Origin of the sequence: Pelatocladus sp. BLCC-F211, assembly GCF_041928655.1 — a bacterium.
Lineage (GTDB): Bacteria > Cyanobacteriota > Cyanobacteriia > Cyanobacteriales > Nostocaceae > Pelatocladus.
In genome coordinates this window covers 25,853-45,108 of the sequence record NZ_JBHFLM010000146.1, presented here as the reverse complement: position 1 = coordinate 45,108, position 19,256 = coordinate 25,853, and the positions used below count along the sequence as shown (strand labels likewise).

Here is a 19,256-nt window from a genome sequence, read left to right as displayed (position 1 = left end):
AGGATTCTATCCAAAAGAAGTCGCCACAACTCGAAAACCACATATCCGTAATCCCCCATCCGCTTCGTTCCAGCTGCGACTGGCGCTACGACAAAGTTCTGGACTAAAACTCCAAGAACCACCCCGCAATACCCGACGATGCATATCTCCACCGACTTCCCATATTGTTCCATCTTTGGGAGCGCCATCATAATTTTTATGCCAAGGATCAGCACACCATTCCCAGACTAACCCATGCATATCATATAAACCAAAAGCATTTGCCACACCAAAACTACCCACAGGTGTTGTTTCTTTGCGGTATTTACTTCTGATTTCTGGAGATTCGCCGCTACTACAATTAGCTAACTCACAAGTAATTGTTTCACCAAAATGGAAAGGTGTTTTTGTCCCAGCACGACAAGCATATTCCCATTCCGCTTCGCTGGGTAAGCGATAATGTCGCCTTGTTTTTTTCCACAAGCGCGCACAAAATTCTACTGCTTCATGCCAAGATACATTTTCTACTGGTCGATTAGCACCTTTAAATTTAGAGGGATAAGGATTCAAAGATTGTTTGACTTTAGGTAAAGCTGCAACTGCTTTCCATTGTGCTTGGGTGACAGGATATTTTCCGATAAAAAAGGGTTCGACGGTGACTTGATGTTGTGGACGTTCATCAGCATCTCCTTCTTCTTCAGTAGCACCCATTAAGAAACTACCACCGGGGATAGCTACCATTTCCATAGTCACCCCATTTCCCAACTCTTCTGTATAGTAATTGGCAATGTGGCGATCGCGCTTAATTTCCCTACCTCTAGAGTCTACGGTGACTGTGTCAAATTCAAAAGCTTCCAGGACTGGAAATCCAGGTGTAACTAATTGTGGTATGGTTGTCGGTAATGGGGTAGGATAGGGTGTGAAAATTTGGGTTGTCGCAGATACAACAGGTAATGGAGAAAATGATTTTTGGGGATTTAAATCTTTGAGAACTTCTGCTGCTGATTGATATCTTTCTGAGGCTAAATGTTTCAGCAATTTATCTAAAATATTTCCTAAATCTTCGCTAATTGTAATGCCTTTTTCTTCTAGGATTTGTCGCCATAACCATTTACAAGTCATCGGATCAAACAGGCGATCATAAATCTGACCGTAAGCATCCCTGACAGGTAAACATCCAGTGAGCAACCGCGCACAAGTCACTCCTAAAGCATACAAATCACTCGCATGGCAGGCAAATCCGGCCATTTGTTCGCTGGGTGCATAACCAAGTGTGTATAGAACTGTAGCTTGTCTGGCTAAACTTGTTTGTGTGACTTGTTTGGCACCACCAAAATCAATTAATACTAGTTTGCCATCGTCTTGACGACGAATAATATTTTCTGGCTTAATATCGCGATGAATGACGTTACGCGAATGGATAAAATCTAGAACAGGTAATAAGTCAGTTAAAATTTCTCGGATTTTTTCTTCATTAAAAGCTAGTTGATAAACTTCTGCAAAAAGAGTATTTCCGGGAATAAATTCTTGTACTAGATACAAACTTGTACCTTGTTCAAAGTAAGCTAGTAATCTCGGAATTTGTAGGTGATTTTCTCCTAGTTCATACAGCCGAAAAGCCTCTTCTTTAAATAATTCTGCGGCTTTGGTGCGTTCCGATGTACCATGAACTTGGGGAAAAAATTGCTTAATGACACAGGGAGCATTAAGTCTATCGACGTCTTCTGCTGCATAAGTTCTGCTAAACCCACCTTCGCCTAACAATCTCGATACGTGGTAGCGGTTGCGTAAAAATTCGCCAAAGTTGCTTTGTCCGCAACTAATGCAAAACCTATTGCCATCAGCATTGAAGGGATTTGAGCAACTGGGATTTTGGCAGATTAGCATAGCCGAGCCAGATATTACATCTTTTCGAGAGTAGGCCCAATACTATCTATATTGAAAACAGATGTGTGGACAAATAAGCACCAAAATTCTCTCATCTGTGATATTGCTCACACAAAGTGTCATACAGATGAAGAAATCCTTTATTTATTTGTTTATCTGTACCTGAGAACCTTTTAAATATAAATAAATATGAGCGCACGGTTTTCCGTTCTGAGAAGGATAATAACGGAAGCGATCGCTCTTGTCAAGCGGTAATATTGGGGATCGGGGATCAGGGATTGGGGAAAATGACCAATGACTATTGCCTATTTCTTTCTGAAGAAGCGCGAATTAATTCGGCGATCAAGGCGACTGTTGCTGAGATTAAGATTAAGATGACGCTGAGAGCATTAATATCGGGTTTGACTCCTGTTCTAATGCGGCTGAAAATTTCCATTGGTAGAGTGTTAGAACCGCTACCAGCTGTAAAAGTGGCGATGAGAAAATCATCTAAACTCAGGACAAAAGCCAACAGACAACCAGCGATAATACCAGGCATTAATTGAGGTAATAATACTTGAAGAAAAGCCTGTACTGGTGTCGCTCCTAAATCTAAGGCGGCTTCTTCTAAGTGGGGATCGATGTTAGTCAATCTCGCTGAAACAACTAGATTGATATAAGCAAGACAAAATACTACGTGGGCTGCGACAATTGTCCATATACTCAAAGAAATGCCAAGTAGGGGAATAGCAATTGCTGCAAGAAACACTAAGGTAGCTACTGCGATCGCAATATCGGGAATAATTAACGGTAGATAAGAAATTCCGCGATATAGTGCTTTACCCGGAAATTGATAGCGCGCCAAACCTACCGCCATTAGGGTTCCCAGCACTGCGGAGATAGCTACAGCACTCAAAGCAACTATTAAACTGTTTTTTAAAGCCAACAAAATTTGCTCATCACTCAAGAGTTGGTGATACCAATCTAGGGTGAAACCTTGCCATGCAGCACTGTAAGGTGAATTATTAAAGCTATAAAATCCAAGTACCAAGATTGGTAGGTACATGAATACAAACATTAATAGCGAGAAAACCGCTTGCCAAGATAAGACACGCGGTTTTTTTTGTGGTTTAGATATATTCACCCTATTATTTGAAATTTTAGTTATTTTATCAGCGTTAAAATAGCATATTTGAAGATAAAAGTCAATGACTATGTCTTTTGTTACATAAATCTGCGATCGCTAGGAGTAATTGATCTATATCGACTGGTTTGGCAATATGGGTCTGAAAACCTGCTGCTAATAGCCGTGAGCGATCGCTATCTCCGGCGTAAGCAGTTAAGGCGATCGCTGGGATATTTCCACCCTGTTCGGGAGATATGACTCTGATTTGCTCAATCAAACCGTAGCCATCTACTTCAGGCATCCCAATATCACTGATTAATAAGTCATGCTGCAACTGTGCTAAAGTTGTGAGAGCTTGGGTTGCTGATCTGGCAACAGTTACTGTCGCTCCATACTCTTTTAATAAAAATTCCAGAAAATTCCGTGTGTCGGCATCATCATCAACTACTAGTATCCGCACTCCAGCTAAGTACGACGAGCTAAATTTATCTGTTTCTTTTTCTGTGTCTGTTTCCTCAACACTTGGTTGTTGTTCTATGAGAGGCAGCTTGACAGTAAATGTAGCTCCTTGGTTTTCTCCTGGACTATCTGCTGTAACTACACCGCCATGCAATTCGATCAAGTGGCGCACTATTGCCAATCCTAATCCCAAGCCACCAAATTTTCTAGTAGTACTGCTATCTGCCTGACGAAAGTATTCAAATACGTAGGGTAGAAACTCCGCAGCAATACCCATACCTGTGTCTGTAACTGTGATTTGGGCATAGTTCGTAATTGAGGATTGAGCATCGGAGGAACTTTCCCCATGTCCCCCTTGTCCCTCATTTCCAGTCGCCACCACCTGAGACAATCGCACCTCCACCTTACCGCCACCGGGTGTAAATTTGACGGCGTTGGAAAGTAAATTGCTTACGACTTGCTGCAAACGATTTGAGTCACCCTGAACAAAGATAGGGGAAGTGGGTATATACTCAAGTTGAATTTTTTTAGTTTGTGCAGCTAATTGCACAGTTTCTAATGCGGCATTAATTACTGTTGTCAAATCGACAGTGGCTAAATTTAGGCTGAGTTTACCTCGGAGAATGCGGGAAACGTCTAATAAATCATCAATTAGTTGAATCTGTAATTTGGCATTCCGCTCGATAGTATCTAAGGCGCGATCTGTGGCTATTGGATCTAACTTGCGGCTTCTGAGTAATTTTGCCCAACCTAAGATGGGGTTGAGGGGCGATCGCAATTCGTGAGAAAGAATAGCTAAAAACTGATCTTTAATGTGATTAGCGGTTTCTGCTTCTGCCCGAGCTGCTTGTTCTAACTCTAACAGGCGAGCGCGTTGTTGTTCTATTTGTTTTTGATCGTCAATATCAGTACAAGTACCAAACCATTTAATAATCTTTCCTTGATTGTCTTTGAAAGGATAAGCTCTGACTAAATGCCAACGATATGTACCGTCACTTGCTCTTTTGTAACGCTGTTCGTTTTCAAAGGGAATTCTATTTTGTAAAGATTCTTGCCAGCGTTGGATGGTAGGTTCCAAGTCATCTGGATGCAGTATTTTTTGCCAACCATTTCCCACAGTTTCTTCTAGAGTTAGTCCCGAATATTCACACCATTGCTGATTTGTATAATCAGTGACGCCTGCTGCATTTGATGTCCAGATCATTTCGGGAATCGCTTCACTCAGCATTCTGTAGCGTTCTTCACTTTGACATAGTGCTTCCTCTGTATGCTTGCGCTCGGTAATATCTTGGGCAGTACCCATCATTCGCACTGCTTTGCCGTTGTCATCGTACAAGCATCGACCTTTGGCTGCAATCCAATGTACACTCCCGTTCGGCCAAACGACACGGTACTCCACATCATAATTAACCTTGCTTTCCAGAGCTTGCATGACTGCTTGATGAGTAAACTGGCGATCATCTGGATGCAGAGAATTTAAAAATACCTCGTAGTTCATTTCTGTGTTGGCTGCAAGTCCAAACAGTTGCTTGCATTTTGCTGTCCACACTAAATCATTGGTGGTGAGATCCCAAAACCACATCCCTAATTCTGCGGCGGCGGTGGCTAGGCGGATGCGTTCTTCACTTTCGCGTAAGTCTGCTTCTGTTTGTTTGCGATCGCTAATGTCAGTCGTGACACCAACTATTCTAGTAATATCATGTTTATGATCTCGTACTGCTAATCCTCGATCTTCCACCCACAGATAGTAACCATCTTTGTGACGAACTCGATATTGAATGCAAAAACGGTCTCCTTTAGCTATGTCTTCTGCAAAGTCTTTATTGGCTTGTAGCCAATCATCAGGATGGATGTGCGATCGCCACCATGCGGGGGTTTGTTCAGTTTCTTCTAGTGTATAACCCAAAAGCTCTGTCAAACCTTGAGTTCTTTGTACAGTATCATTTTTGATATCCCAATCATAAATTAGACAGTTCACGGCTGCTGCTGCTAGCTCAAACCGTTCATGACTCTGCCGTAAGGCGGTTTCTGTCAGCCGTCGATCAGTAATATCTTCACAGAAACCCAGAACCCTCTGTGCTAAACCTTCAGCTGTTCTCCGCAACACCGTATCATAGCAACGTAACCAGCGCCATTCACCATTTGCGTGTCGATATTGAAATTCAAAGCTTACTACTTCACCATCAGTAACACAGTTGAGGCGATCATAATGAGTGGGAAGTCGAGCAAAGTCTTCAGGGTACATTCGTTGCAAAAGCGATCGCAAACCTGTTGTTTGAATTTCTTGTTGAGTGTAACCCAGGATCTGAGTCACGTGATTGTTAATGTAAATGACACCCTGCTCAACAAGGTCATAAATATACAGCGTACCTAAGCTGCTACTCGCAATTGTTTGAACTAAATTAGGATTTTCCTTCAGTGCTGTTGCCAAAGCAACTTCATTCTGCTCAAAAACCGATGCTAGATTTGATGTGGCTGTAATCTCAGTAAAAGTTGTAATTATAGTATGGGGTATAGTTGCTCCTGGTAAAAACAAAGGCTCTGAGTTCACGAGTAGCCAGACAAGTTCACCATGGGGCTGATATAATCCCATGACCACATTCAAACACGGTTGACCTGTGGTTAGGGCAACCATAAATGGATGATTTTCTTGAGCAAAAGGAGAACCATCTTCACTAATGGTTCGCCAGGATGCATCCAGCCAACTACGCCCGATTAGTTGCTCTGCTTTGAGTCCTAAAATCCGCTCTGATAAAGGATTACAAGCCTGGATACGACCATCAACAAGCTGAAGCAGCATTGCCTGCTCTTGATTTGCTACCATTGTAGTTGTAGATAGTTCAGATACCTGCGGCTGCTGAGACAATTTCTCATCCGTTAGCGGTTGTCGGGGCTGCTCAAAGTCGGGCATTTTTATATATCTGTAAAATATACAATATTTTAATTTAAGTGTATCTCTAACGATTCAGATTTTATGACAAAATCTTCTATCTTTAGAATGAGGATAAACAATCTTTATTATTTGTTTGTTTGATTTGGAGAATTGAATTGCTAGTTGCTAGTTAAAAGAGATTGATTTTAGTAATTATCTCATGATTGCACCAGGAAAAATCATGGATAAACCACTCTGTATAGAAGAGATTAGTTTATCGCTGATATCTGTTGAGAAGAATCAAGCAATAACGGGCAATTAATCATTCACTCTTAACTATCGTCTCTGAAATTTATATCAATATACATAAACCGAGATTACTCCTGACGAAGGAGCAAATCAAGGTTTTGATTGACTAAAGTAGTCCTAGTAACGAATCAATTAAAAACGAAAGAGATTTTACTATGACAGACCAACAAGAAAATCAAATTAATCAACCAGTAAGTAAAGATTGGCATTCCAAAGACGAGCCAAACGTTAAAGAAAGAAATTTAACAGCAAATCCTGGCGATCGCATTGCTGATGAACCTCAAACAATCGAAGAAAAAAGTCAACAAGTAGCTGTAGATTCTCCTGACATTACAGGAGACCAAATAACTGTTCCTACCTACTTTATAGTGGAAGAACCAGATGGAGAAAAAAAGGCACTCCATCACGTTAAGGATGCTGAAGAAATTTCTGATGTCATTCGCCAAGCAAGAGTTGATGAAAATGGCAATAGAATTTGGTGGTAGTTGATTTGAACGCCAACGATGAATTCATATTCATCATTAGTTATTGGAAATAAAGATTAACTGATAGGGACGGCTTGAGATATTGTTTCCGTTACACATGTCTTCTCTTTTTTGGTATGGGTGAGGGAGACTAAAGCGGATTTGAAATATTTATCTAAAGCTGTTCCTCTTCAATTATCGAATTAGTCAAAATTTAATTTTCATAATTCATTAACAAATACGGTTCAGATAAGATTTTGTACCAAAAATTGATATGTAGAGACGCGCCATGGCGTATCTCTACAAATAATGTTGGACTTAACTGAACCCGATTGATTCATAAATAAAATAGAAAAAATAGAAAATATTTAAATAATTCATCCCTACAATATTTGCATTTAGATAACTATTAACGCATTATCAAAAATAAAACACAAGCATAATAACAGACCATCAATATAATCAAACGGAGACAAAGATTATGATATCTATTCCAAATCAGAAAAATGGCAAAGTACGTTATGCTGTAATTGGGCTGGGTTGGATTGCTCAAGAAACAGTTTTACCTGCTTTTAAAAATGCAAAAAACTCTGAATTAGTCGCATTATTTTCTGATGACCTAGTTAAGCGTCATGATCTGAGTGAAAAGTACCATGTTCCCGCTTTTACCTACGAAGAATACGAAGCATTTCTGAGAAGCGGGGCTGCGGATGCAGTTTACATTGCTCTGCCTAATCATTTACATTGTGAATACACAGTGAAAGCTGCCAATACAGGAGTACATGTACTTTGTGAAAAACCTATGGCAGTCACAGAACAAGAATGTGAAGAAATGATTAATGCCTGCCGTAATCATAATGTCAAATTGATGATTGCCTATCGTTTGCACTTTGATCAAGCCAACATGCAAGCAGTAGAAATAGTGAAATCAGGGAAAATTGGCAACCCCCGCATTTTTAACTCTGTCTTTTCTCAGCAAGTAGCCGAAGGTAATGTGCGTTTAAAGCCAATTTCTCATGGTGGCGGTACAGTTTATGATATGGGAATTTATTGCATAAATGCCGCTCGTTATCTTTTTCAAGATGAACCCATAGAAGTAGTTGCATTTTGTGGAAATAATGGTGAGCAACGCTTTGCAGAAATTGATGAAATGACAAGTGCAATTCTACGTTTTCCTGATGATAAATTGGCAACTTTTACTTCTAGTTTTGGTGTTGCACCAGTTTCTACTTTGCAGATATTAGGAACAAAAGGCAATCTACGAATGGATTCCGCCTATTCCTATCAAGGAGAACTGAAGCAACAAATTACTATTGATAACCAAACTCAGGAGCAATCTTATCCTGCTGGTGATCAATTTGCTGCCGAAATTGTTTACTTTTCAGACTGCATACTGAATGATCAAGACCCAGAACCATCAGGAGAGGAAGGTTTAGCGGATGTTCGTATTATTCGTGCCATTCTTGCATCGGCACAAACAGGTAAAACTGTAGAACTCCATGAGTTTACAGAAAAAACAAGACCAACCAGCCAACAGGTAATTCAAATTCCAGCCAGCGAAGAAGAACCAGATTTAGTTCATGCTGCTCATCCATCGGGGAATTAATAGGTGATTCTAATAGCATTGGACATTGTAGAGACGTAGCAATGCTACGTCTCTACATGAATATTGAACAAATTTTTAATTTTACATTTTTAATTTTTAATTCCAAAGGCGGGGTTGGCTGAAAAATCTTAGTTGGAGTATAAATGTGTCTACGGTAAGGTTGAGAATTCAGTATAAGCAATGAAAAGCCAAATCCTAGCCATAGCCACATTTATAGCTACAATCAGCTGGAATCAAACTGTTTTAGCTGCAAATTCAGAACACATCAGACAGTTATTAGCCAGTAAACAGTGTGAAAACTGTGACCTTAGCGGTGCAGGGTTGGTAATGGCTGATTTGAGCAATGCAAATCTCAAAGGAGCTAACCTCAGTGGTGCGAATCTTAGCCGTGCTAACCTCAGTGGTGCTGATTTAGCTGGTGCAGACTTGAGTGGTGCTAGTTTGTTTGGCGTAAACCTCAGTGGTGCTAAGTTGACTGGGACAATTCTCATGGGTACAGACTTGAGAAATACTTATCTCATCAATGCAGATTTGACAGGAGTAAATCTCAACGGCGCCAACTTGCAAGGTGCTTATGGTATCCCGTTGCAAATTGCCAAACCAGAAGAGTTTTATGCTTGGGGTGTTACCGAAGCGCAAAAAGGCAATCAGCAGCGGGCGTTAGAATATTTTAATCAAGCGATCGCACTCAAACCAGACTATGCTGGTGCTTATTTGGCTCGTGCTGTGGCTCGTTACCAATTATTCGATAAACAAGGTGCTTTCCAAGACGCCCAAGCGGCAGAAAAATTATTTACAAATCAAAATGATGGTAATGGAATACAAACAGCACAAGTTTTTATTAAACAACTACAAACACCCCAAACAGCACAGCTAGATCGTGGAAAACCCAGTTTTATGGACTTTTTTGGAAGTGTGACTTCAGTGTTACTCCAGTTTTTACCTTTTTAGGGGATCGGGGACAAGGGACAAGGAAGATGGTTTGTAGTGTAGACGCTCGTAAGAGCGGCTTCCCATAGGGTGGACTTTAGTCCTTACTACGAACTTAATATAGTTTAATTTATTCTTAATTTTGCTACAAAAACTCAGCAATTCTACTGACAGCAGTTTCTAAGATGGCTGGCTCATGTACCAAAGCAAAACGAACATAACCTTCCCCAAATTTGCCAAAACCAGCACCAGGAGAAGCAGCAACCCCTGTTTTTTCTACTAGTTGGGTACAAAATTCCATAGAATTCTGACTCCACGGTTCCGGTAATTTTGCCCAAACATACATTGTGGCTTTGGGTGTAGAAACTTGCCAACCGATGCGATGTAAAGCATTAACAAAGACATCCCGACGCTGACGAAATCTGTCAACGGAGGCTTTGACTAAATCTTGTGGCCCAACCAAAGCCGCGATCGCACCGTTTAAAATACCACGATACTGATTAAAATCAACTGCTGCTTTGACTTGACGCAGAGCAAGAATTAACTCAGCATTCCCAATGGCGTAGCCAATCCGAAAACCGCCCATGTTGTAGGATTTGGAAAGTGTGAAAAATTCTATCGAGACGGTTTTTTGGGGATCTGCTTGCAAAATCGAGGGGGCGATAGATTTTGGATTGGGGGTTTCTCCTGGATTCTCTTTTTCTTTTTCCTCGAAGACTAAATCAACGTAGGGAAAATCGTGAACTAGAACAAGATTGTGCTGCTGACAAAAGGCGACTGCTTCTTGAAAGAAAGATAATGGTGCGATCGCACTGGTAGGATTATGTGGATAGCTCAACACCATCATCCGTGATTGTGCTAGTACGGGTGTGGGAATGTCAGCAAATACGGGTAAAAAATCATTTTCTGGGTGTAGTGGCATGGGGTAAACTTGACCACTAGCTAAGTAAACTCCCCCAGCATGGGAAGGATAACCCGGATCAAGTAACAGAGCAAAATCCCCTGGATTGAGGATAGCTAAGGGTAAATGGGCTGTCCCTTCCTGAGAACCAATCAGTGGTAGTACTTCTGTTTCTGGGTCTACAGCAATGCCAAATTTTTGCTCGTACCATTGCGCCGCAGCTTGGCGAAAGGCTTGAGTACCGTGAAATAACAAATAGCCGTGGGTACTTTGATCATACAGAGACTGAGCGATCGCATCTACTACATGTGAGGCAGCTGGCAGATCCGCAGATCCCAATGATAAATCTATTAATTGCCGTCCGGTAGCCAAAGCTTTCGCCTTGGCTTTATCCATATCGGCAAATACATTAAATTGTAAGGGCTGTAAACGTTTGGCAAATTGCATCTGAATATTTGTCCTTTGTCATTGGTCATTGGTCATTTGTCTAAAATACAGACGCGTAGACGCTCGTAAGAGCGGCTTCAAGGTAAGAGTATAATCGCGTCTACCAATGACCAATGACCAATGACTAGTTTAAGTGAGTATCTAAGAAACTAATTAATTTATCTTTACCGATAACTCCTTCCGCAGATGCCAAGATATTGTCACCTTGGAACAGCCTGAGGGCGGGAACCCCTTCTACCTGGTATTGCTTAACAGTAATTGGATTAGGGTCAATTTCCATTTTTACTACTTTTAAGCGATCGCTATAAGTATTAGCAGCAAGGTTCACTAGTGGCGCCATCAATTGACAAGGACCACACCAAGAAGCCCAAAAGTAAACTAATACTGGCTCCTCGGCTTGCAAAACTTCGGTTTCAAACTCAGCATCAGTTATGGTTTTGACACCCTTACTCATTCCCGTCTCCTAATGGTGGTATCGTTATCAGTTGACACACAAAATTACTCTATCCCAAACTAGTCAATCATCTATAGTCAATAGTTAATAATTATTACCACTATAAACTATTTGTAATTATCAACAAATAAATATTGACAATTACAACAATATATGCATTAAACCAATATACTAATAATTTTAAATTCTTTACCGTTCATAGAAACCTAGACAAAGTTACCCAAGAGTAGACAAAGCTAGACACCCACGTTTGTAATCTTAGTCCAAAGTCCTAAAACCACAGGGATAAACGGCAATCCCACTATCCCATCCATAAAGTTTGGGATTACTTTACGAGCTATATTCAGACTTCCATTGGTGTCAGCATTAATTGTTCTACCGATGGAAGTTTTGTATAAACCACGGTTTACACGCTTTCCAGTGAAGACAAGTTTAATTTCAGCTTTGGATTGATAAACGGGGAGTTTATCACCGTCTAAGGCACTCGCTTTACTGGTATAGCTCTCCTCAGTTAAAACGATTTGAATACCAGCTAAATGTGCTTTGTATGTCAACAGATTGATTAACTTAGCGTGAGGAATCTTGGTAAATTCTTGATTATTCTTTTTACCAATATTGAGTTCCTGTTTCCATCCTTGGTTATTGCCGATAATTAATTGACCAATATCATTGATTTGACACCAATCAATAACTCTACGACTAACAGTATGGAGGTAGTTATCAATTCTTCTATCCCGCTTGCTATTTAGCTGTTTGATTTGTCTAATAGCTTCAATTGATTGTGCCTTGGCTACTCGTTTATTGAAGAACTGGTTAATACTTTTGAGCGGTCTACCATTAATCAACAACGGTTTTATACCGGGATGATTGGATGTTATAGCCATTAAATTGTTTAAACCAAGGTCTACACCAGCAGAGTATTTGCCATTGGATTTCATAGCATCTTCTACTGTGTAAACAACTTCAATCACATAATGGTCAAGCTTAGGAACAATCCGTACTTGGTCTACATTTCTCGCTTGTGTTTTTAACTCAATTAAGGTTTGAGAAAGCTTGACTATTCCTTTGGTCAATGCAGGTTTAGATATTGCGTCTATTGGATAAATAACAACATTTCTACCACGTTCTTTATGTTTATATCCAGGTATTTTTGGCTTACCTAAATATTTTTCAGGATACTTTGACCAATCTTTTAACGCTGCTAACCATCCCTTCCAAGCTTCTGATACTCTACGTACAATCTGCTTACTAACTTTAGTTGGTAAATATCTATAAGCTTCTAAACTCTTAGTTTGATGATAGATATCAATAGAGTTGTAGTACTTCTTGGTTTCAAAAAAGTATTGTCTTTGGATGTAGTTGGCAGCATTGTAAAGATGTTTAGACTGTAAAGCTAAATAATCGCACTCTTTCCAAAACTTATGTTGTTGGTTAATCACGTATTTTTCTACTAATTGCATTGCATCGACCTTACAATGTTGTTATCCTCATATTATATATGAGCTATTGAAAATTGACAACATGGCTAGAAAGAAAATTTACTCAGAAGAAAAAAGAAGATTCACCATGACATTGACACAAACAGCTATTAAATGGCTTGAGCAAAAACAACTAGATATGAAAGCATCAAGCCTGAGTGATGTTATAGAACGTATGGCAAGAGAAAATCTACCCAAAAATGAGTAGCAATGGGTAGAGTTGGGTAGGGATTAAGTTACAGTTTCTAACCCCTTGTCCACGCCAGGTGCTACAACGGAGGAGCCACTGCGGTGGACGGGTTCCCCGGCATAAAGCAGGTGGCGTGGAACCTCCGCAACGCACTGGCTCCCCTTGTCCCCAATACCCGCTCCCCGATTTCCACAAATCACCTGACGCAAAATCCCACATCCATAAAGGTGTGGGATCAATTTCAAAAGTATGATCAAAGTGTTACATCTGGTCTAGTTGCTTGCGTAGCGATTCTAACTCAGCATCAACCACTTCATTGTTAGATTTAGAAGTGTTTGGTTGCTGGGTGTTAGTGGTAGATTCTTGGGGTGGTAGTGCTTGTTGATTGGGGGGACTAGCAGGAGCAAGGGAAGCTTTGAGAGCTGCCAATTCATCGTCTACATCGCTACTAGATTCCAAAGCCGCAAATTGATGCTCTAAATCTGTACCAGCCAACTCTGCTGCTGATTGGGCGCGGGCTTCTTGCATCAGGACTTTTTCTTCCATGCGCTCAAAAGCTGCCATTGCTGAGGAGGTATTCATACCTCGCACCATACCTTCGAGTTGCTCTTGAGCTTTAGCAGCAGTAATCCGAGCTTTAAGCATTTCTTTCTTAGTTTTAGCTTCGGAAATTTTGCTTTCGAGCTGGATTAGGTTACGCTTGAGACTGTCAACTTGAACTGTTTGCTGCTCTAAGCTGGCTTTGAGAGCGTTTCCTGACTCGGTAAAAGTCTTTTTGCGCTCCAGAGCTTGGCGTGCTAAATTTTCGTCACCTTTTTGCAGTGCAAGTTGGGCATTACGTTGCCACTTATTGATTTCATTTTGAGCGTCATTATATTGTTTTTCAGTGCGTTTTTGAGCCGCGATCGCTTGAGCTACTCCCTGGCGCAACTGAACTAAGTCTTCCTGCATTTCCAGGATTGCTTGTTCCAGCATTTTTTCGGGATCTTCGGCTTTACTGACTAAATCATTGAGGTTGGCGCCGACTACTCGCCTAATACGATCAAATAATCCCATAATTTTGTTTTTCCTTTGAAAGATTTACGCGCGACTTTGGCAATTAGCTGGATGTGAAAGTGGGGATTGGGGAAAGGGGAAAGGGGAAAGGGGAATTAGGGTAGAAATTTTTGGAGTCATATTCTTATTCGTACGCAGTTCATGAAAACTACTTATTTAAATTTAATCTTTTCAGACTAATTCTGTTCTCATTCCCCTTAACCCTTAACCCTTAAACCTTCACCCTTCATCCTTATTCCTTTCCCTTTCATCCTTAATCCTTAATAAACCCTTATTCTTAAGATATGCTTTTAATTTACAAATTGCCCAATCGCGCTTAATTCTCACCTTGGGGTAATTGCTGTGGTGTTGATTGTGTATTTTCCGTACTGCTAGGTAATTTTGCTTTCATCTGTGACAGTTCGGTATCTACTTCAGATTCAAGAGCTGCAAATCGTTTCTCCAATTCATCTGTTCCCGTAACCGCAATTGCTTCTTTTTGAGCTTCTAATTGGAGAACTTTTTCTTCCATGCGCTCAAAAGCACTCAAGCTACTTGTCCCAGAAACGCCTTCTAGCAAGTCTTGAAGTTTGACGCTAGCTTCCGCAGAACGAGCGCGAGCAATATACATATCTTTTTTAGTTTTCAGTTCGGTAATCTTTAGCTCTAGCGATCGCATATCTTTTTTGAGCCGACCGACAACGCTACTTTGCTCTTCTACTTGATTATAAAGCCCTGTGGCTGTTGCTTCGTAAGCACGGCGTTTAGTGAGGGCTTCGCGTGCTAGAGCTTCGTTACCTTGTTGTAATGCTAATTGGGCGCGACGATACCAATCTTCACTTGCGGATTGGGCTTGCGCTGCTTGACGTTCTGTACGTTTTTGGCTAGCGATCGCAGCGGCGATCGCCTGTCGCAGTTGTACCAAATTATCCTGCATTTCCAAAACGGTTTTTTCCAGAATTTTTTCTGGATCTTCCGTAGACCCAATCAGACTGTTGATGTTAGCACGAATTACCCGCCCAATCCGATCAATTAGTCCCATTTCGCCCTCCATCTACGTTTTAGGGGTAGTTCAAAAGCCAAACCAGCAAAAAGTAAAAAGAAATAATTAATATTCTTTTTACTTTTGAATGCGTGACTTACCTTTCTCCTATTCTCCTACACCCTATCCTGAATAGACTTCTTGCAGAAGTAAGGATGTATTTAACACTTACCCTTTTCTCTTTAACCAAACCGTATTGGCTACTCCACTTTGGCTGTAATTCCCTGACTTTGTAAAAATTCCATCTGTTTTTTGACTTGTTCTTTAGTTTTGAAAGCTCCCAGATAAATTAATTTTTTATCTTTTGATAAATAAGCATCAGGAACTGCTTGCCTGATTGTAGTGAAGGTTTTTTCATCTTGATTATCTGTAATAATGTGAAAAAATCCATCCGTCGATGGTTTTATTCTTGGATCATCAATATTTTGTAGACTTGGTGTTGCTTTTGGCGTGTTAGGAATCACACTAGCAGCAACAGTTGGTGATGCAATCGGCGAGAATGTTGGTTGTGCTTCTGTAGTCGTCTCAGGTGCAATTGTCGGATTTTGAGCAACTTGGCTAGATTCTTTTACAGGTGTTGGCTTGGGTTTTGGTGTTAAACCAACAACATCATTGGGATTTTTAACTTCTGGAAATTCGCCCGTCTCTAGATTGGGAATTTTAGGTATGGGTGTAAGTTCTGGTTCTGCGACTGCGGTAATTTTTGCTTGGTTGTTTGTTGTTGGTTGGTTGTTTGTTGTTGGTTGGTTATTAGGGGTATTTTTTTTAAATAAACCGCCGAAACCCAAATTCGGCAAATTTTTCAGATTGAATACTGCATAACTCAGGCTCAGACTTGCCATCAACAGCAGTAGCATTGAGCCTATACCCAAAGGTGAGAGCAGACTGTCATTAGAATTATTACGCTTCTGGGTCGGTGATTGTTCTTCTGTTAAACTTCGCAGCAGTGCTTCTGACGATTCTAAATATTCATCAGGTGGTTTGGGGATATCGTCTGGTTTGACAAGATTCTCACTCTCATCTGTTTTAATGAACGCAGGCACAATACTAGCGAAATTTGGTGCAGGTGGAGAGGGAATGGTGGAAGTGTGTTGTTGCTGTGTAGATTCTTCCTTGATTGGCGTTGGTACTTGTTCTTGTTCTTCGGTATCTGCTTCAGATGTTGGTGGTGCGGTGGTGGAAAACTGTGATAAGGATATTTCCTCAGTACTGTTAGTACTGTTAGTGACTGGTGATTGGGTTGTGACTTCAGTTGTAGAAGTGGCAATTATCTGTTGAAATTTACTACTGATGGGATTACCCATACGAGTTTGACTAAGTGTCTTGTATGTAAATCGTGTACGCCGATAACGTGCCAACTCTTGATCCAGTTGTACTTCTAAACTCGCCAGTGCTGCTGCAAGTACTGGCTTTAACTCAGGTGTTTTGGAGGATTTTGCACCCGAATCTATCACAGGGTTTTGACTCATTGCCTATCTGCCTCAAACCTAGACTGCCAGAGTAAACTAAAAAAGCCAATTGCGATCGCCAATTGTTCTATTGATTCAAAATGTCTTTGTACCAACACTATCGTACATTTACATATATTTGAATTTGATGCATCAACCAAATTTAATTGTGACGGCCATATACTAGGATGTCGTTTAAATCTGTTAATGATATCTTAAGTGTTCTCCAACTAGAGACTAAACTACAAGAGCAACCATTTCAACGTTTGCTCAAATGTTGGTCTCAAGTTGTAGGAACAGCAGTAGCAGCTCATACTCGTCCATTGTCAATTCAGCGTAACGTTTTATGGGTGGCAACTTCTAGTGCTGCTTGGGCGCAGAACTTGACTTTTGAACGTCAACGGCTACTTATCAAGTTAAATGCAGTACTACCTACTCCTTTAGTAGATATTCGCTTTTCGACTGCTGAGTGGCACTCTAGCAAACAAGTTGCTCATCAACCAAACTCATCTGTAAATCCCCAGCATCCAAGCTACCTTGGTAAAGAAATCGCTACGGAAAATGATGATGATGTCAACTGCAATGCTCCTGATGCTAATACGAGTTTTGCAGATTGGGCAGTGGCAATACAAGCGCGATCGCACCATTTACCCCTTTGTCCTCAATGTGAATGTCCCACACCCCCCGGTGAACTCCAACGTTGGGGTGTTTGTTGTTTGTGTGCTGCTAAAAAGTTTTCTCGTTAAAAGTTAAATTAAAAGTTAAATTGTTAAATTCACCAAATTTAACAACTCGTGCCAATTAGCACCTAGCCATGCAGTAATTTTAGTCAGAGGTGGCTGAAGTTTGGCGATCGCAGAGGCAAACCCTTGGGCTTTATTGGCATATTTTAAGGCTCGGTTTAATGCATCACCCACCTCATCTTTATCTGGCTGTGGCTTATTTAGCTCTTCCTGGGCATCTTCAAAGGCATGATCAATTTTACGACGGTCTGAGGTTTCTAACTTCGCCAGTATCTCACGTAAGGCGTTGAGTTCTGCTTGTATGTTGACGCTTTCAGGTGCGGGTAAACTGACTTGTTGAAAATTGACGTTTGCAGTGTTGTTGTCTCCTGTTTGAATCGCGCTACCAGTGACACTACCCCCAATCGAAACTGAGCGGTTTTGCCCGCCTTTGTTCTCGTTACTCACACCATTATCCTTGTCAGATTTTACTGGATTTGTTGTCTGTACTGTCTGATAACGCCGTCGCCTAATTTTGATTGCTGGGGTTAAAGATTCTGGAATCCCCTGCAAATCAATGGAGGTACAACCCATGTGAAAACAATCTTCATAATTCCTGAGCGCCGCCAAAACTGTATAAAATCCTACACTAAACTTAATCGCCGCCCTATCTCCAATCGCCCGATTCATCCCCACCACGCAATCAATGTGTTGGTGAATTGCTGTGGCTTGTTCTTCGCTGTAGCAGGCGTTGAGTAAAACACACTCAACCTGTGACTCAAACAAATCAAATAGCTTTGCCAGGGCTTGTGTACTGACAAGTTGTATGTGTCCAGAATTATCTTCTAAAGCTAATCCATCAGTACCAGAGCCATGTCCAGAAAAGTGAACAATTGTTGGTTGATGGTGAGACAAAAAGCGAGTTAAATCATCCACTCGTACCGCAGATTCTGTGATGATTTGAAATTCCTCTCGATTTGGAGAGAGTTGCAGTGTGTTTTTGATTTCCCGCACCTCTTCATCTAGGCGCAAATTACTTGTGTTTTTAGGGTTGGCGGAGAGGATGAGGATTTTTTTCACAGTGTTATTTGATATGGTGATGTGTTGCAGGAAATTAAGGAGAGGATTTTTGCAGTACCATACAGATAGAAAGGGGATAAAAAAGATAAACTAAGCTATTAGACCCAAAATGCAACAAATTAGTACCAACGAATTACCTGAAAATCTCCAGAAACTATTAACAGAAGTACAACGTACTAAAACACCCTTAACTGTTACCCATGAAGGCAAACCATTAGTAATTATATCTCCTGCGACAACTCAACCCAAACGTGCAAATTTTGGAGCAATGAAAGGAAGCGGAGAAATTTTTGGAGATTTAATAACTCCAGCAGTTTCCCTTAGGACTTGGGAAGTGCTTCAGTGAAACTTTTACTAGATACCCACATCTGGCTTTGGTATCTCCTGGGTGACGAACGTCTATCTACCAACCTCCAAACCTTAATTGCAGAGGAAACAACCGAGCTTTGGCTTAGTCCTATTAGTATCTGGGAAACGTTAATCCTAGCAGAAAAAGGACGAATCTCTTTACAACCTGATGCAGTTGCATGGATCGATTTAGCCTTACAAACTCTAGAAATTCTTGAGGCTCCCCTTGTTTATCAAATTGCTATTTTAAGTCGCCATATTGAACTACCGCAGCAAGACCCAGCGGATAGATTTATTGCAGCTACAGCAGTTCACTACAATTTGAAATTAGCTACAGTCGATAGCAATCTGACGGGTGTTTCTTGGTTGCAAACATTAAGCTAGTCCAGTAGGGTGTGTTGTCGCGCAACGCACCATTTTCAAGGTTTCTACCAATAAACCGAGTTTCGACTTCGCTCAACCCTCGACGGCTGAGGGTTGAGCGAAGTCGAAACCCGACT

The 19,256-nt window shown here is 40.9% G+C and carries 17 protein-coding genes; 7 read left to right on the top strand and 10 right to left on the bottom strand.

From position 1 onward, the window contains the following. Positions 1 to 6: 6 nt before the first annotated feature. The 3 genes from ACE1AT_RS18310 to ACE1AT_RS18300 all read right to left on the bottom strand — a co-directional run bounded on the left by ACE1AT_RS18310 (position 7) and on the right by ACE1AT_RS18300 (position 6,341). Entirely contained in the window at positions 7 to 1,866 is a 1,860-nt protein-coding gene (locus tag ACE1AT_RS18310; protein WP_374870850.1) for an SUMF1/EgtB/PvdO family nonheme iron enzyme, read from the bottom strand. 298 nt (positions 1,867 to 2,164) lie between these two features. After that, positions 2,165 to 2,989 carry an ABC transporter permease gene (locus ACE1AT_RS18305; RefSeq protein ID WP_374870848.1) on the bottom strand — a complete coding sequence of 275 codons (825 nt, stop codon included), beginning with the start codon at positions 2,987 to 2,989 and terminating at the stop codon, positions 2,165 to 2,167. A gap of 61 nt (positions 2,990 to 3,050) precedes the next feature. Further along, on the bottom strand, positions 3,051 to 6,341 hold the full coding sequence (locus ACE1AT_RS18300; protein ID WP_374870846.1) for a PAS domain-containing protein: 3,291 nt from the start codon (positions 6,339 to 6,341) through the stop codon (positions 3,051 to 3,053). Between the two features lie 425 nt (positions 6,342 to 6,766). Between ACE1AT_RS18300 and ACE1AT_RS18295 the strand changes: the two genes are divergently transcribed. The 3 genes from ACE1AT_RS18295 (at position 6,767) to ACE1AT_RS18285 (ending at position 9,632) form a co-directional block, all read left to right on the top strand. Next, on the top strand, positions 6,767 to 7,096 hold the full coding sequence (locus ACE1AT_RS18295) for a hypothetical protein (protein WP_374870844.1): 330 nt from the start codon (positions 6,767 to 6,769) through the stop codon (positions 7,094 to 7,096). A 460-nt stretch (positions 7,097 to 7,556) separates the two neighbouring features. After that, entirely contained in the window at positions 7,557 to 8,681 is a 1,125-nt protein-coding gene (locus ACE1AT_RS18290) for a Gfo/Idh/MocA family protein (protein WP_374870842.1), read from the top strand. Between the two features lie 180 nt (positions 8,682 to 8,861). Beyond that, positions 8,862 to 9,632 (top strand): pentapeptide repeat-containing protein, encoded by a 771-nt coding sequence (locus ACE1AT_RS18285; RefSeq protein ID WP_374870840.1) that lies wholly within the window; start codon positions 8,862 to 8,864, stop codon positions 9,630 to 9,632. A gap of 124 nt (positions 9,633 to 9,756) precedes the next feature. Here ACE1AT_RS18285 and ACE1AT_RS18280 read toward each other — a convergent pair whose 3' ends face one another. From ACE1AT_RS18280 to ACE1AT_RS18270, 3 genes are all read right to left on the bottom strand, one after another. Then, the gene (locus ACE1AT_RS18280; RefSeq protein ID WP_374870838.1) at positions 9,757 to 10,959 is read right to left on the bottom strand and encodes an LL-diaminopimelate aminotransferase; all 1,203 of its coding nucleotides are present in this window, start codon (positions 10,957 to 10,959) and stop codon (positions 9,757 to 9,759) included. A gap of 124 nt (positions 10,960 to 11,083) precedes the next feature. Then, positions 11,084 to 11,413, bottom strand: coding sequence for a thioredoxin family protein (locus ACE1AT_RS18275; RefSeq protein ID WP_374870836.1), 330 nt, complete (start codon positions 11,411 to 11,413; stop codon positions 11,084 to 11,086). A gap of 236 nt (positions 11,414 to 11,649) precedes the next feature. Continuing rightward, a complete protein-coding gene (locus tag ACE1AT_RS18270) occupies positions 11,650 to 12,873 on the bottom strand; it encodes an RNA-guided endonuclease InsQ/TnpB family protein (RefSeq protein WP_374870834.1) in 1,224 nt (407 codons plus the stop codon). A 61-nt stretch (positions 12,874 to 12,934) separates the two neighbouring features. Here ACE1AT_RS18270 and ACE1AT_RS18265 point away from each other — a divergent pair, with 61 nt between their 5' ends. Then, positions 12,935 to 13,099 carry a hypothetical protein gene (locus ACE1AT_RS18265; RefSeq protein WP_374870832.1) on the top strand — a complete coding sequence of 55 codons (165 nt, stop codon included), beginning with the start codon at positions 12,935 to 12,937 and terminating at the stop codon, positions 13,097 to 13,099. 243 nt (positions 13,100 to 13,342) lie between these two features. Here ACE1AT_RS18265 and ACE1AT_RS18260 read toward each other — a convergent pair whose 3' ends face one another. The 3 genes from ACE1AT_RS18260 to ACE1AT_RS18250 form a co-directional block, all read right to left on the bottom strand. After that, positions 13,343 to 14,137: a PspA/IM30 family protein gene (locus ACE1AT_RS18260; protein ID WP_374870830.1), complete on the bottom strand. Its 795-nt coding sequence runs from the start codon at positions 14,135 to 14,137 to the stop codon at positions 13,343 to 13,345. Positions 14,138 to 14,453: 316 nt separating this feature from the next. Then, a complete protein-coding gene (locus ACE1AT_RS18255; protein WP_374870828.1) occupies positions 14,454 to 15,158 on the bottom strand; it encodes a PspA/IM30 family protein in 705 nt (234 codons plus the stop codon). A 200-nt stretch (positions 15,159 to 15,358) separates the two neighbouring features. Further along, positions 15,359 to 16,627 (bottom strand): hypothetical protein, encoded by a 1,269-nt coding sequence (locus tag ACE1AT_RS18250; protein ID WP_374870826.1) that lies wholly within the window; start codon positions 16,625 to 16,627, stop codon positions 15,359 to 15,361. A 167-nt stretch (positions 16,628 to 16,794) separates the two neighbouring features. Here ACE1AT_RS18250 and ACE1AT_RS18245 point away from each other — a divergent pair, with 167 nt between their 5' ends. Continuing rightward, entirely contained in the window at positions 16,795 to 17,352 is a 558-nt protein-coding gene (locus tag ACE1AT_RS18245; RefSeq protein WP_374870824.1) for a DUF721 domain-containing protein, read from the top strand. Positions 17,353 to 17,367: 15 nt separating this feature from the next. Here the strand turns inward: ACE1AT_RS18245 and ACE1AT_RS18240 are convergent, their stop codons facing one another. Continuing rightward, a complete protein-coding gene (locus tag ACE1AT_RS18240; RefSeq protein ID WP_374870822.1) occupies positions 17,368 to 18,408 on the bottom strand; it encodes a CHAT domain-containing protein in 1,041 nt (346 codons plus the stop codon). A gap of 109 nt (positions 18,409 to 18,517) precedes the next feature. Between ACE1AT_RS18240 and ACE1AT_RS18235 the strand changes: the two genes are divergently transcribed. Next, complete coding sequence (locus ACE1AT_RS18235) at positions 18,518 to 18,754, top strand: type II toxin-antitoxin system Phd/YefM family antitoxin (RefSeq protein ID WP_374870820.1); 237 nt, start codon at positions 18,518 to 18,520, stop codon at positions 18,752 to 18,754. Next, positions 18,751 to 19,140: a type II toxin-antitoxin system VapC family toxin gene (locus tag ACE1AT_RS18230; RefSeq protein WP_374870818.1), complete on the top strand. Its 390-nt coding sequence runs from the start codon at positions 18,751 to 18,753 to the stop codon at positions 19,138 to 19,140. Before ACE1AT_RS18235 ends, ACE1AT_RS18230 begins: the two co-directional genes overlap by 4 nt. The last annotated feature ends 116 nt before the right edge of the window (positions 19,141 to 19,256 follow it).

Coding starts and splice junctions, on each gene's coding strand:
- ACE1AT_RS18310 (WP_374870850.1), bottom strand. CDS start 1,866: ATGCTAATCTGCCAAAATCCCAGTTGCTCAAATCCCTTCAATGCTGAT.
- ACE1AT_RS18300 (WP_374870846.1), bottom strand. CDS start 6,341: ATGCCCGACTTTGAGCAGCCCCGACAACCGCTAACGGATGAGAAATTG.
- ACE1AT_RS18295 (WP_374870844.1), top strand. CDS start 6,767: ATGACAGACCAACAAGAAAATCAAATTAATCAACCAGTAAGTAAAGAT.
- ACE1AT_RS18290 (WP_374870842.1), top strand. CDS start 7,557: ATGATATCTATTCCAAATCAGAAAAATGGCAAAGTACGTTATGCTGTA.
- ACE1AT_RS18285 (WP_374870840.1), top strand. CDS start 8,862: ATGAAAAGCCAAATCCTAGCCATAGCCACATTTATAGCTACAATCAGC.
- ACE1AT_RS18280 (WP_374870838.1), bottom strand. CDS start 10,959: ATGCAATTTGCCAAACGTTTACAGCCCTTACAATTTAATGTATTTGCC.
- ACE1AT_RS18275 (WP_374870836.1), bottom strand. CDS start 11,413: ATGAGTAAGGGTGTCAAAACCATAACTGATGCTGAGTTTGAAACCGAA.
- ACE1AT_RS18270 (WP_374870834.1), bottom strand. CDS start 12,873: ATGCAATTAGTAGAAAAATACGTGATTAACCAACAACATAAGTTTTGG.
- ACE1AT_RS18265 (WP_374870832.1), top strand. CDS start 12,935: ATGGCTAGAAAGAAAATTTACTCAGAAGAAAAAAGAAGATTCACCATG.
- ACE1AT_RS18260 (WP_374870830.1), bottom strand. CDS start 14,137: ATGGGATTATTTGATCGTATTAGGCGAGTAGTCGGCGCCAACCTCAAT.
- ACE1AT_RS18255 (WP_374870828.1), bottom strand. CDS start 15,158: ATGGGACTAATTGATCGGATTGGGCGGGTAATTCGTGCTAACATCAAC.
- ACE1AT_RS18250 (WP_374870826.1), bottom strand. CDS start 16,627: ATGAGTCAAAACCCTGTGATAGATTCGGGTGCAAAATCCTCCAAAACA.
- ACE1AT_RS18245 (WP_374870824.1), top strand. CDS start 16,795: ATGTCGTTTAAATCTGTTAATGATATCTTAAGTGTTCTCCAACTAGAG.
- ACE1AT_RS18235 (WP_374870820.1), top strand. CDS start 18,518: ATGCAACAAATTAGTACCAACGAATTACCTGAAAATCTCCAGAAACTA.